Origin of the sequence: Streptomyces sp. NPDC048182 (assembly GCF_043202555.1) — a bacterium.
In the GTDB taxonomy this organism is placed as follows: Bacteria; Actinomycetota; Actinomycetes; order Streptomycetales; family Streptomycetaceae; genus Streptomyces.
Genome location: NZ_JBIDAQ010000012.1, coordinates 1 through 12,869 on the forward strand (window position 1 = coordinate 1; position 12,869 = coordinate 12,869).

The window sequence follows — 12,869 nt, forward strand, 5'->3', positions numbered from 1 at the left end:
GGCGTACGCATCTTCCGCGTCGACAACCCCCACACCAAACCGGTCGTCTTCTGGGAACGCGTCATCGGCGAGATCAACACCGCCGACCCCGACGTGATCTTCCTGGCCGAGGCGTTCACCCGCCCGGCGATGATGGCCACCCTCGCCCAGGTCGGCTTCCAGCAGTCCTACACCTACTTCACCTGGCGCAACACCAAGCAGGAACTCACCGAGTACCTCACCGAGCTGTCGGGCGAGGCGGCCGCCTACATGCGACCCAACTTCTGGCCCAACACCCCCGACATCCTGCACGCCACCCTCCAGCACGGCGGCCGGCCCGCCTTCGAGGTCCGCGCCGTCCTCGCCGCCACCCTCTCCCCCGCCTGGGGCATGTACAGCGGCTACGAACTGTGCGAGAACACCCCGCTGCGCGAGGGCAGCGAGGAGTACCACGACTCCGAGAAGTACCAGCTCAAACCCCGCGACTGGGACGCCGCCACCCGCGAGGGCCGCACCATCGCCCCCCTGATCACCCGCCTCAACACCATCCGGCGGGAGAACCCGGCCCTCCAGCAGCTGCGCGACATCACCTTCCACCACGTGGACAAGGAGGAGGTCATCGCGTACTCCAAACGCCAGGGTTCGAACACGGTTCTGGTGGTCGCCAACCTCGACCCCCACCACACCCAGGAGGCCACGGTCTCGTTGGACATGCCGCGACTCGGCCTGGACTGGCACGAGTCGGTGCCGGTGCGCGACGAGCTGACCGGCGAGACATACCACTGGGGCAGGGCCAACTACGTGCGGCTGGAACCGGGCCGTGCGCCCGCGCATGTCTTCACGGTGCTGCGACCGCCCACCCCGCAGATCGGAGGCTGACCCTCAACATGATCGTCAATGAGCCCGTACCGGACACCTTCGAGGACACCCCGGCCAAGGACCGCGACCCCGACTGGTTCAAACGAGCCGTCTTCTACGAGGTCCTGGTCCGCTCCTTCCAGGACAGCAACGGCGACGGCGTCGGCGACCTCAAGGGCATCACCGCCAAGCTGGACTACCTGCAATGGCTGGGCGTGGACTGCCTCTGGCTGCCGCCGTTCTTCAAGTCGCCGCTGCGCGACGGCGGCTACGACGTCTCCGACTACACCGCCGTCCTCCCCGAGTTCGGTGACCTCGCCGACTTCGTGGAGTTCGTCGACGCCGCCCACCAGCGCGGCATGCGCGTCATCATCGACTTCGTCATGAACCACACCAGCGATCAGCACCCGTGGTTCCAGGAGTCCCGCAAGAACCCCGACGGCCCCTACGGCGACTACTACGTCTGGGCCGACGACGACAAGCAGTACCAGGACGCCCGGATCATCTTCGTGGACACCGAGGCGTCCAACTGGACCTACGACCCGGTGCGCAAGCAGTACTTCTGGCACCGCTTCTTCTCCCACCAGCCGGACCTCAACTACGAGAACCCGGCCGTGCAGGAGGAGATGATCTCCGCGCTGAAGTTCTGGCTGGACCTCGGCATCGACGGGTTCCGGCTCGACGCGGTGCCGTACCTCTACCAGGAGGAGGGCACCAACTGCGAGAACCTCCCGCGCACCCACGAGTTCCTCAAGCGGGTGCGCAAGGAGATCGACGCGCAGTATCCCGACACGGTGGTCCTCGCGGAGGCCAACCAGTGGCCGGAGGACGTGGTCGACTACTTCGGCGACTACTCCACCGGCGGCGACGAGTGCCACATGGCGTTCCACTTCCCGGTGATGCCCCGCATCTTCATGGCCGTGCGCCGGGAGTCCCGCTACCCGGTCTCCGAGATCCTCGCCAAGACCCCGGCCATCCCGTCCAACTGCCAGTGGGGCATCTTCCTGCGCAACCACGACGAGCTGACCCTGGAGATGGTCACCGACGAGGAACGCGACTACATGTGGGCGGAGTACGCCAAGGACCCGCGGATGCGGGCCAACATCGGCATCCGCCGCCGCCTCGCGCCCCTGCTCGACAACGACCGCAACCAGATCGAGCTGTTCACCGCCCTGCTCCTCGCCCTCCCGGGCTCGCCGATCCTCTACTACGGCGACGAGATCGGCATGGGCGACAACATCTGGCTCGGCGACCGCGACGCGGTGCGCACCCCGATGCAGTGGACCCCCGACCGCAACGCCGGCTTCTCCTCCGCCGACCCGGGCCGGCTCTACCTGCCCACGATCATGGACCCGGTCTACGGCTACCAGGTGTCGAACGTCGAGGCGTCGATGGCCTCGCCCTCGTCCCTGCTGCACTGGACCCGCCGGATGATCGAGATCCGCAAGCAGAACCCCGCCTTCGGCCTGGGCACCTTCACCGAACTGCCCTCCTCCAACCCGGCCGTCCTCGCCTTCCTGCGCGAGTACGAGGACGACCTGGTGCTCTGCGTGAACAACTTCTCCCGCTTCGCCCAGCCCACCGAGCTGGACCTGCGCGAGTTCGCGGGGCGCCACCCGGTGGAGCTGTTCGGCGGGGTGCGCTTCCCCGCCATCGGCGAACTGCCGTACCTGCTGACCCTGGCCGGGCACGGCTTCTACTGGTTCCGGCTCCGCAAGGACGCCGTCTAGGCCCCCCGTGCCCGGGGCGGGACCGGTTTCCGCCCTCCCGCCCCGAGCACGCACACACTCGACACCCCGACGACCGGGGAAAGGACGCGACGCCATGTCGGAAGCCGCCCTTCGCACCGTCACCAGCCCGCCCGGACTGCTCGCGTCCCTGGAACCCCTGCTGCGGGGCTGGCTGCCACGGCAGCGCTGGTTCGCCGGCAAGGGGCGGCCCGTCACCGGGTTCTCCCTGGTCGCGGCGGTCGAGCTGCTGCCGCCCGAGGGCCGGCTCGGCCTGTACCACCTGCTGGTCCGCGCCCACCAGGAGTCCGAGCAGGCCGGCGACTGCTACCAGCTCCTGATAGGCGTGCGCGAGGCGCTGCCGCCCCGGCTCGCGCCCGCGCTGATCGGACACGTGACCGAGGGCCCGCTGGCTGGCCGCACCGCCTACGACGCCCTCTACGACACCCGGCCCGCCGAGCTGCTCCTGGAGGCGCTGCGCACCCGGGCGCGGATCGGTGACCTCCGCTTCGACCGGGACCCGGAGCAGGAGATCCGCGAGGGCCTGGTGCCCCGGCTGATGACCGCCGAGCAGTCCAACTCCTCCGTCGTCTTCGGAGATACGTTCATTCTCAAGGTGCTGCGCCGGGTGGTCCCGGGGATCAACCCCGACCTGGAGCTGCCGCTGGCCCTGGCCCGCGAGGGCTGCTCCCGCGTCCCGGCGCCGACCGGCTGGCTGACGGCCGAGCCGGGCGGCGAGCCCTGGGTGCTCGGCGTGCTCCAGCCCTTCGTGCAGGGCGCCTCGGACGGCTGGGACCTCGCCCTGCGCGAACTGGCCAAGGGCGAGGACTTCGCCGCCGAGGCGCGGGCGCTCGGCCGGGCCACCGCCGAGGTGCACACCGCGCTGGCCCGCGCGCTGCCGACGGTCACCCTGGGCCACGCCCAGCTGCGGGGGCTGGTGGCCGGCATGACCGCGCGGCTCGAGGAGGCGGTGCGCACGGTGCCCGCGCTGCGGCAGTACGCGCCCGGGCTGCGCACGGCGTTCACGGCCCTGGAGGACCTGTCCGCCGAGGGCCGCACCTGGACCGGGCAGCGGGTGCACGGGGACCTGCACCTCGGGCAGTGCCTGCGCTCGGCGTCCGGGGAGTGGTCGCTGATCGACTTCGAGGGCGAGCCGGCCAAGCCGCTGGCCGAGCGCCGGCTGCCCGGGCCGACCGTCCGCGACGTGGCGGGCATGCTGCGCTCCTTCGACTACGCCGCCCACTCGGCCGAGACGCCGGTCCCCGGCTGGGCCGAGACCTGCCGGGCCGCGTACTGCTCGGGCTACGCCGAGGTGGCCGGCGAGGATCCGCGCACCGACCCGGTGCTGCTGCGGGCCTTCGAGACCGACAAGGCGGTCTACGAGGTCGTCTACGAGGCCCGGCACCGGCCCGACTGGCTCCCGGTCCCGCTCTCCGCCGTGCGCCGGCTGGCCGAGCCCGGCCCGGCCTGACCCGCCCGCCCCACCCACCTCTCGATCCCCCATCGCCCAGGAGGCTGCGCCGTGACCCCCCGCCCCCCGTCCAGCGGTCCGGAACCCAGCGAGACGACACCGCCGCCCGCGGAGAAGGCCGCCACCAAGAAGGCGGTGGCCAAGAAGGCCGTGACCAAGAAGGCCGCCGCCGCGAAGAAGGCCGTGGCGAAGAAGGCGACGGCGACCAAGTCCGCAGCGAAGAAGGCGGTGGCCGAGCGGACGGCCGAGGAGGCGCTGCCGCCGGCCGAGAAGGCGGCCGGGAAGAAGACGGCGGCGGTGAAGAGGACGGCAGCGGAGAAGAAGACGGCAGCGGAGAAGAAGGCCGCCCCGGCCCGGCCCGCCCCCGTGAAGACGGCCACGCCCGAGAAGACCACGGCGAAGGCGGCGACCGCCAAGGCGGGCCCGGCGAAGAAGGCGGCCACGGCGAAGAAGACGGTGCCGGCCGCCAAGAAGGCGGCGCCGGCGAAGGAGACGGCGACCGTCAAGCAGGCGGCCACTGCGAAGAAGTCGGCGACGGCCAAGAAGACCACGCCGGCCACGAAGGCGACGGCCAAGAAGACCGCGCCGGCCACGAAGGCGGCGGCTACCGCCCGTAAGGCCACCCCCGCCCGCAAGGCGCCCGCCCGCAAGGCGGCTACCGCCCCGGCCCCGATACCGGCCCTGGCCGAGCCCCCCGCCTCCCCCGCCCTCGACCAGGCCGACCGCGAGCGCCTGCTGGCCGGCACGCACCACGACCCGCACACCGTGCTCGGCGCCCACCCGGTGCCCGGCGGCGTCGCGCTGCGCGCCTTCCGGCCGTACGCGCAGGCCGTGACCGTCGTCTCCGGGGAGCGGCGCACCGAGCTGACCCACGACGGGGACGGCTTCTTCTCCGGCCTGCTGCCGCTCGCCGAGGTCCCCGAGTACCGGCTGGTCGTGACGTACGAGGGCGCGGTCCAGGAGGTCGAGGACCCGTACCGCTTCCTGCCCACCCTCGGCGACCTCGACCTGCACCTGATCGGCGAGGGCCGGCACGAGCAGCTGTGGCAGGCGCTCGGCGCGCACCCGATGACCCATGAGGGCGTGCCCGGCACCCGCTTCACCGTCTGGGCGCCGAACGCGCGCGGCGTGCGGGTGGCCGGCGGCTTCAACTTCTGGGACGGCACGGGCCACCCGATGCGCTCCCTGGGCGGCACCGGCGTGTGGGAGGTGTTCCTGCCCGGGATCGGCCCCGGCGAGCTGTACAAGTTCGAGATCACCCGCCCGGACGGCTCCCGCACCTTCCGCGCCGACCCGATGGCCCGGCGCACCGAGACACCACCCGCGACCTCCTCCGTCGTGACCGCCTCGGAGTACACCTGGGGCGACGAGGAGTGGCTGGCCCGCCGCGCCGAACGCCCCGCGCACGAGGCCCCGTTCTCGGTCTACGAGGTCCACCTGCCGTCCTGGCGCCCGGGCCTGACCTACCGCGAACTCGCCGAGCAGCTCCCGGCGTACGTGGGCGACCTCGGCTTCACGCACGTGGAGCTGATGCCGGTCGCCGAGCACCCCTTCGGCGGCTCCTGGGGCTACCAGGTCACCGGCTTCTACGCGCCGACGGCCCGGCTCGGCACGCCGGACGACTTCCGGTTCCTGGTGGACTCCCTGCACCGGGCCGGGATCGGCGTCCTGATGGACTGGGTGCCGGCGCACTTCCCGCGCGACGACTGGGCGCTGGCCGAGTTCGACGGGCGCCCGCTGTACGAGCACTCCGACCCGCTGCGCGCCGCCCACCCCGACTGGGGCACGCTGGAGTTCGACTTCGGCCGGCGCGAGGTGCGCAACTTCCTGGTCGCCAACGCGGTGTACTGGTGCGAGGAGTTCCACATCGACGGCCTGCGCGTGGACGCGGTCGCCTCGATGCTCTACCTGGACTACTCGCGCCAGCCGGGCCAGTGGACGCCGAACGAGCACGGCGGCCGGGAGAACCTGGACGCGGTGGCCTTCCTCCAGGAGATGAACGCGACGGTGTACCGGCGGGTGCCGGGTGTGGTGACCATCGCGGAGGAGTCGACGGCCTGGGACGGCGTCACCCGCGCCACCCACCACCAGGGCCCCAGCGGCTTCGGCGGCCTGGGCTTCGGGCTGAAGTGGAACATGGGCTGGATGCACGACTCGCTGGACTACCTGAGCCACGAGCCGGTGCACCGCAAGTACCACCACCACGAGATGACGTTCTCGATGGTGTACGCATACAGCGAGAACTACGTGCTGCCGATCTCCCACGACGAGGTCGTGCACGGCAAGCGGTCGCTGGTGTCGAAGATGCCGGGCGACTGGTGGCAGCAGCGCGCCGACCTGCGGGCCTACCTGGGCTTCATGTGGGCCCACCCCGGCAAGCAACTCCTCTTCATGGGGCAGGAGTTCGCGCAGGGCGCCGAGTGGTCGGAGTCGCGCGGCCCCGACTGGTGGCTGCTCGACCCGGAGTACGGGGCGTCCGCCGACCACCGGGGCGTCCTGGACCTGGTGCGCGACCTGAACGGCGCCTACCGGGACGTGCCGGCGCTGTGGGAGCGGGACATCCACCCCTCGGGCTTCTCCTGGGTGGTGGGGGACGCCTCGGAGGACAACGTGCTGGCCTTCCTGCGCCTGGACGCGGACGGCAACCCGCTGCTCGCGGTGTCGAACTTCGCGCCGGTCGCCCGGCCCGAGTACCGCCTCGGCGTCCCCGACGACATCACCGCCTGGCACGAGGTCCTCAACACCGACGCCGCCCGCTACGGCGGCGGGGACGTGCGCAACCCCGACCCGGTGAAGGCGGAGGCGCAGGGGTGGCACGGCCGGCCGGCCAGCATCCGCCTCACCCTGCCGCCCCTGGCGACGGTCTGGCTGCGCCCCGCGTAACGCCATGACACCTCAGTCCGGCAGGGCGGAACGAACGGTATGAATCGGCGGACGCGGACGGGAAGCCGTCGCGTCCGCCGTGCTCGGCGCCGCACGGGCCATTTCCTGCGTCGGACCAGACACTGCCATCAAGTCAAATGACGCCAATCATCGTTGCCATACTGCACTGAAGGTGTCACTAGGGAGCATCTTCCATCACTATCTGTTCATAGGATCAGAAGCTGGATCAAGCGCCATACTCTTATTCTGCTCGACATCAGAGGATAGAGTTTGGAGCCCGATAATGTCCGACGCATTCGATTGCGTTACAGCACACGTGCGGTCCGCCTTCAGCGGTGAGCCCGTTTGCGTCCACGTGGACAATGCACAAGAGTGCGAAATCAAGCGCCACCACCACTACGACGACTTCCGCTCCAAGGCAGTAGTCGAACGAGCGGCACGCCGCACGAGGTCCCGCCTGTGGGACTCTATGGTGGCCATGGGAAGACTGTCCGACATGCGAGGCGACGACAAATGGCGGATGGCCGTCGTGGACTGCTTGACCTCATTTCTTCGCAAGCGGTCAGAAATCATTTCCCGGGAATTCTACGCAGATCTGGAAGATATCCGATCCGAGATGGTCGCAGCCGCCCTTGACACCTGGGTCGCCACGGAGGTGGGGACACCTCCGAGCGAGGTTCCGGGGCTGATGCTCAAAGCGGCGGTCAACGCCGCCTACGCGTGCGCGAAGGTTCATGACAACGAAAGCACCATTGGTGACTCAGATGTTCTACGCGCTCAGGCAGAAGCTCCGAAAGAATTCACGATCAACGCCTCTGCGGTGATCCACAACGCCAACGTTCGAGACCCGGCCGTCGCCGAGCAGATCCTGGGTGAGAGCCACGGGGCCAAACTGCAGAGGTTCGTACCTTCACACCTCATCGAAGCTTTCCACCAGGACATTCGGACGGGCCGTCGCCCCAGCGTGCCGAACCGCCTCGCGACTGAATCAATGCTCACGCGGACATTTGTCACGGGTGGCAATCATTACTACTACGCTTCGGACCTCTACCCTACATTCGTGGGCCTTCCGATCGCTGCAGAGGTACTGGGAATCGCTCCGTCCTCCGCCTACCGCATGGTCAGAGCGGGCACGTTCCCTTGCCCCACGACTTTCATGGGGCGAAAGCACCAGGTGTACATGAAGGCTCTCATGAGCTACCTGGCTATCCCAGACATCATCGTGCACCCCGACGACGTAGAGAACGGTGCGGCGCACGCGAGCTGAAAATGACGGGTGGTCCGGACCTAGGTCCCTGCTCGGTCTCCGGCAGGACTGAACAGGGACCGTGGCACGCTAGACCGTCATCACTAGACCCTTCGGCAGCGGCTCGGTGTGCAGCACGCCGAGCCGCTGCGTGGCGCGGGTGAGGGCCACGTACAGGTCGCTGGTGCCGTACCGGCCGGGCTCGACCACCAGGACGGAGTCGAACTCCAGGCCCTTGGCCTGGCGCGGGTCGAGCAGCACCACACGGTGGGTCAGGTCGGGCTCGGCGTCCGCCGTCACGCCGTCGAGGCGGGCGGCGAGCGCGCGGTGCAGCTCGCGCGGGGCGATGACCGCGAGGCGGCCCTCGTCCGGGGTCAGTTCGCGGGCCGCCTCGGCGACCGCGCCCGGCAGGTCGCCGGGGACTTCGCGGATCCAGGGCTCCACGCCGGTGGAGCGCACCGAGCTGGGCGGCTCGAAGGCCGGGTCCTCGGCGCGTACGACGGCCGCCGCGAGGTCCATGATCTCGGCGGGGGTGCGGTAGTTGACGCCGAGGCGGGTGTGCTCGTAGCGGTCCTCGACGTAGGGGGCGAGGATCTCCGCCCAGGAGCCGACGCCGGCCGCCTCGGCGGTCTGGGCGGGGTCGCCGACCAGGGTCATGGAGCGGGTCGGGCTGCGGCGCATCAGCAGGCGCCAGGCCATCGGGGACAGCTCCTGCGCCTCGTCCACGATGATGTGCCCGAACGCCCAGGTGCGGTCGGCGGCGGCGCGTTCGGCGGCGCTGCGGTGGTCCGCCTCCTCCTGGCGCTCCGCGAACCGCTCGGCGTCGATGATGTCGTGCGCGGAGAGCACCTCCGCGTCCTCCGCGTGCTTGTCCTCGAACTCGTAGGTCCGCGAGGCGTAGGAGACGTCGAGGACGCCCTGCGCGTAGGCGACCTGCGCGCGGCGTTCGCGCTCGGCGCGGGAGCGGGCGATCCGGTCGTCCTCGCCGAGCAGTTCGGCGGCCTCGTCCAGCAGCGGCACGTCGGCGGCCGTCCAGTGCCGGGTGACCGGGCGGCGCACGGCGGCGGCGTCCTCGGCGGGGAGGTACGCCTCCGGCGCGGCCAGCAGGTCGGCGACCAGGCGGCGCGGGGTCAGCCGGGGCCACAGCTGCTCGATCGCCGACCAGACCTCGGGGTTCTCGGCGAGTTCGTCGCGGATCTGGGTGATGTCGCTGGGATCGAGCAGGTTGGTGCCGTCGTAGGGGTCGGTGCCGATGCGCTCGGCGACCATGTCGGTGAGGGTGTTGAGGACGTGCCCCTCGAAGTGCTCGCGGGCCGCGTTGTGCGGCAGCTTCGCGGCGCGGGTCCGCTCCCGGGCGACGTTGACCAGGTCGTCGTCGAGCATCAGGACCTCGCGGTCGTGCTCGATGGCGATCACCGGGTCGGGCAGCGCCTGCCGGTCGCGTACGGCGGCGGCGAGCACGCCGGCCATCTCCGCGCGGCCCTTGACGGCCGCGGCCTCGGGGGTGTCGGTGCCGGTGGCGTGCACGCCCGGGTACAGCTCGCCGACGGTGGAGAGCAGTACGCCGGTCTCGCCGAGGGAGGGCAGCACCTCGCCGATGTAGCCGAGGAAGGCCGGGTTGGGGCCGACGATGAGGACGGCTCGCTTGGCGAGCAGCTCGCGGTGCTCGTAGAGCAGGTAGGCCGCGCGGTGCAGGGCGACGGCGGTCTTGCCGGTGCCGGGGCCGCCCTCCACCACCAGGACGCCGCGGTGCGGGGCCCGGATGATGCGGTCCTGGTCGGCCTGGATGGTCTGCACGATGTCGGCCATGCGCCCGGTGCGGGCGGCGTTCAGCGCGGCGAGCAGCACGTCGTCGCCGGCCGGGTCCTCGTGGCCGGTGCGGGTCCGGTCGCCCACGTCGAGGAACTCGTCGTGCAGGGCGGTGACCCGGCGGCCCTCGCTCGCGATGTGCCGTCGGCGGCGCAGGCCCATCGGGGTGTGCCCGGTGGCCAGGTAGAAGGGCCGGGCGACGTCGGCGCGCCAGTCGATCAGCACCGGGGTGCGCTCGGCGTCGTCGGCGCGCAGGCCGATGCGGCCGATGTGGTGGGCCTCGCCCGAGGTGAGGTCGAGGCGGCCGAAGCAGAGGCCGCCGTCCACCGCGTCGAGCGCGGCGAGCAGGGCGGAGCGCTCGGCGACGAGGATGTCCCGTTCGAGGCGGGCCTGCATGGGGGTGCTGCCCTGCCCGAGGGCGTCGGTCACCGAGGTCTCGGCGTCGCCGCACAGGGCGTCCACCCGTGCGTGGAGTCCGTCGACGAATTCCTGCTCGTGGCGCAATTCATCGTCCGGCAATTCGGTGTTTGACAATTCCACTCCCGCCCAGATATACTGTGCCTACTGAACTTCTTCGCGCCTTCTTTTTATCGAAGTCACGAATGAAAGAATATACGCGGAGAAATCCCCCGAGCGCAATCGCTCGGGGGATTTTCTCTGTACGGGGCGCGGGTCAGAGCACGTCGGCAAGTTCCGCCAGCAGCCGCCGCTTGGGCCGGGATCCCACCATCGACTTCACCGGCTCGCCCCCGCGGAACACCATGAAGGTCGGCATCGACAGCACCCGGTAGGCGTTGGTGGTCGCCGGGTTCCGGTCGACGTTCAGCTGCACCACCCTCAGCCGCCCGGCCTCCTCCTCGGCCACGGCGTCCAGCACCGGGGCCATCTGGCGGCAGGGCGGGCACCAGTCCGCGGTGAACTCCACCAGCACCGGCAGCTCGCTGCCCAGCACCTCCGTGCCGAACTCCGCGTCCGTCACCTCGGCCACCCCGTTGCCCGTCATCCGTGCCCTCCCAGTTCGCACCTCGGCTCCGGACCCCCCGGAACCGCCGCCTCGGCCCGCGCCAGCTGCGCGCCGACCTGCGCCCGCACCGACGTGAGCTGCTCGATCAGCGCGTCAAGCTCCGCCAGCTTGCGCCGGTAGACCACGAGCGAGGCCGGACACGCGTCGCCCTCGGGGTGCCCGGCGCGCAGGCACTCCACGAACGGCCGGGTCTCCTCCAGGTCGAACCCGAAGTCCTGGAGCGTCCGGATCTGCCGCAGCAGCTTCAGGTCGTCCTCGTCGTACGTCCGGTATCCGTTGCCGGTGCGCCGCGCGGCCAGCAGACCGCGCGACTCGTAGTACCGGAGCGTCCGGGTGGTGGTGCCGGCCCGTGCGGCCAGCTCGCCGATGCGCATACGGAGGAACGTACGCCTTGACGCGGACGTCAAGGCAAGCGTCGGGCTTCAGGTGTCAGGCTTTGGCCAGCTCCTTCCCGCCGCCCTGGTCGGGCGCGTCCGGGTCGGTGCCGGCACCGTCACCGTCGTGCTCGTCGTGCTCGTCGTGCTCGTCGTCCAGGAGCGTCTTCTCGTCGAACGGCGCCCGCCCGGCCAGCACCGCCGCCACCCGGTCGTGGTCGATCTCCTTGGTCCAGGTGCCGATCAGGACGGTGGCCACCGCGTTGCCCGCGAAGTTGGTCAGCGCGCGGGCCTCGCTCATGAAGCGGTCGATGCCGACGATCAGGCCGACGCCGTCCACCAGGGCGGGCTTGTGCGACTGCAGGCCGCCGGCCAGCGTGGCGAGCCCCGCCCCCGAGACACCGGCCGCGCCCTTGGAGGCGACGAGCAGGAAGAGCAGCAGCGGGATCTGCTCGCCCAGCGACATCGGCGTACCCATGGCGTCGGAGATGAACAGCGACGCCATAGTCATGTAGATCATGGTGCCGTCGAGGTTGAAGGAGTAGCCGGTCGGGACGGTGATGCCGACCACCGGCTTGGCGACGCCCAGGTGCTCCATCTTCGCGATCAGGCGGGGCAGCGCCGATTCCGAGGACGAGGTGGAGAGGATCAGCAGGAATTCCCGGCCCAGGTACTTCAGCAGCGCGAAGACATTGACGCCGGCGACGAGGCGGAGCAGGGCGCCGAGGACCAGGAAGACGAAGAGGAAGCAGGTGACGTAGAAGCCCAGCATCAGCACGGCCAGGCTCTTGAGCGCCTCCACGCCGGCCGAGCCGGTGACGGCCGCGATGGCGCCGAACGCGCCGATCGGCGCCGCCCACATGATCATGGCGAGGACGCGGAAGACCAGCCGCTGGATGTGCTCGACACCGCGCAGCACGGGCCGCCCGGCCCGGCCCATCGCCTGGAGCGCGAACCCGCACAGCAGGGCGACGAGCAGGGTCTGGAGGACCTCGCCCTCGGTGAAGGCGGAGACGAGGGTGGTCGGGATGACGCCGAGCAGGAACGCGGTGGTGTCCTTGGCCCCCGCGTCGATCTGCGCCTGCCCGGTCTCCTTGACGGCGTCGGTCACCGACAGCCCGGTTCCCGGGTCCAGGATGTTCCCGACGACCAGGCCGATCGCCAGCGCCACCAGGGACATCACCAGGAAGTAGCCGAGCGCGATGCCGCCCACCGCGCCGACCTTGGCGGCCTTGCGGACCGAGCCGATGCCCAGCACGATCGTGCAGAAGATGATCGGGGAGATCATCATCTTGATCAGGTTCACGAAGCCGGTGCCGAGCGGCTTCAGCTCCTCGGCGAAGTCCGGCGCCTCGAGCCCGACGGCGATGCCGAGGGCGACGGCGACGATCACGGCCAGGTAGAGGTAGTGCGTGCGGTCCTTCTTGGCGCGCGGTCCTGGTGGGGTGGCTGGTGCCGTAGCGGCTGCGCCGGTCATGGCGGCCCTCCTTGGCTTGAC

General features: G+C 70.5%; 8 protein-coding genes and 1 pseudogene. 5 read left to right on the top strand and 4 right to left on the bottom strand.

Annotated features, from left to right (window positions below):
* The 5 genes and pseudogenes from ACGFZL_RS22430 to ACGFZL_RS22450 all read left to right on the top strand — a co-directional run.
* Positions 1-858 (top strand): annotated as a pseudogene (locus ACGFZL_RS22430) (alpha-1,4-glucan--maltose-1-phosphate maltosyltransferase); the annotation flags it as partial.
* Positions 859-866: 8 nt separating this feature from the next.
* A complete protein-coding gene (treS, locus tag ACGFZL_RS22435; protein WP_355169950.1) occupies positions 867-2,567 on the top strand; it encodes a maltose alpha-D-glucosyltransferase in 1,701 nt (566 codons plus the stop codon).
* 94 nt (positions 2,568-2,661) lie between these two features.
* On the top strand, positions 2,662-4,035 hold the full coding sequence (locus tag ACGFZL_RS22440) for a maltokinase N-terminal cap-like domain-containing protein (RefSeq protein WP_393694118.1): 1,374 nt from the start codon (positions 2,662-2,664) through the stop codon (positions 4,033-4,035).
* Between the two features lie 51 nt (positions 4,036-4,086).
* Positions 4,087-6,918: a 1,4-alpha-glucan branching enzyme gene (gene glgB / locus ACGFZL_RS22445; RefSeq protein WP_393694120.1), complete on the top strand. Its 2,832-nt coding sequence runs from the start codon at positions 4,087-4,089 to the stop codon at positions 6,916-6,918.
* Between the two features lie 283 nt (positions 6,919-7,201).
* Positions 7,202-8,185, top strand: a complete 984-nt coding sequence (locus ACGFZL_RS22450) for a helix-turn-helix transcriptional regulator (RefSeq protein ID WP_393694122.1) — start codon at positions 7,202-7,204, stop codon at positions 8,183-8,185.
* 69 nt (positions 8,186-8,254) lie between these two features.
* Here ACGFZL_RS22450 and ACGFZL_RS22455 read toward each other — a convergent pair whose 3' ends face one another.
* The 4 genes from ACGFZL_RS22455 to ACGFZL_RS22470 form a co-directional block, all read right to left on the bottom strand.
* Complete coding sequence (locus ACGFZL_RS22455) at positions 8,255-10,477, bottom strand: HelD family protein (RefSeq protein ID WP_393694124.1); 2,223 nt, start codon at positions 10,475-10,477, stop codon at positions 8,255-8,257.
* A gap of 169 nt (positions 10,478-10,646) precedes the next feature.
* Positions 10,647-10,961: a thioredoxin family protein gene (locus tag ACGFZL_RS22460; RefSeq protein ID WP_393694448.1), complete on the bottom strand. Its 315-nt coding sequence runs from the start codon at positions 10,959-10,961 to the stop codon at positions 10,647-10,649.
* A gap of 11 nt (positions 10,962-10,972) precedes the next feature.
* The gene (locus ACGFZL_RS22465; RefSeq protein WP_355169944.1) at positions 10,973-11,371 is read right to left on the bottom strand and encodes a MerR family transcriptional regulator; all 399 of its coding nucleotides are present in this window, start codon (positions 11,369-11,371) and stop codon (positions 10,973-10,975) included.
* A 55-nt stretch (positions 11,372-11,426) separates the two neighbouring features.
* Positions 11,427-12,848, bottom strand: coding sequence for a cation:dicarboxylate symporter family transporter (locus ACGFZL_RS22470; protein ID WP_393694126.1), 1,422 nt, complete (start codon positions 12,846-12,848; stop codon positions 11,427-11,429).
* Positions 12,849-12,869: the final 21 nt, after the last annotated feature.

Bases quoted from the DNA above. Each gene is read 5' to 3' on its own strand.
- treS (WP_355169950.1), top strand. From the start codon at position 867: ATGATCGTCAATGAGCCCGTACCGGACACCTTCGAGGACACCCCGGCC.
- ACGFZL_RS22440 (WP_393694118.1), top strand. From the start codon at position 2,662: ATGTCGGAAGCCGCCCTTCGCACCGTCACCAGCCCGCCCGGACTGCTC.
- ACGFZL_RS22450 (WP_393694122.1), top strand. From the start codon at position 7,202: ATGTCCGACGCATTCGATTGCGTTACAGCACACGTGCGGTCCGCCTTC.
- ACGFZL_RS22465 (WP_355169944.1), bottom strand. From the start codon at position 11,371: ATGCGCATCGGCGAGCTGGCCGCACGGGCCGGCACCACCACCCGGACG.
- ACGFZL_RS22470 (WP_393694126.1), bottom strand. From the start codon at position 12,848: ATGACCGGCGCAGCCGCTACGGCACCAGCCACCCCACCAGGACCGCGC.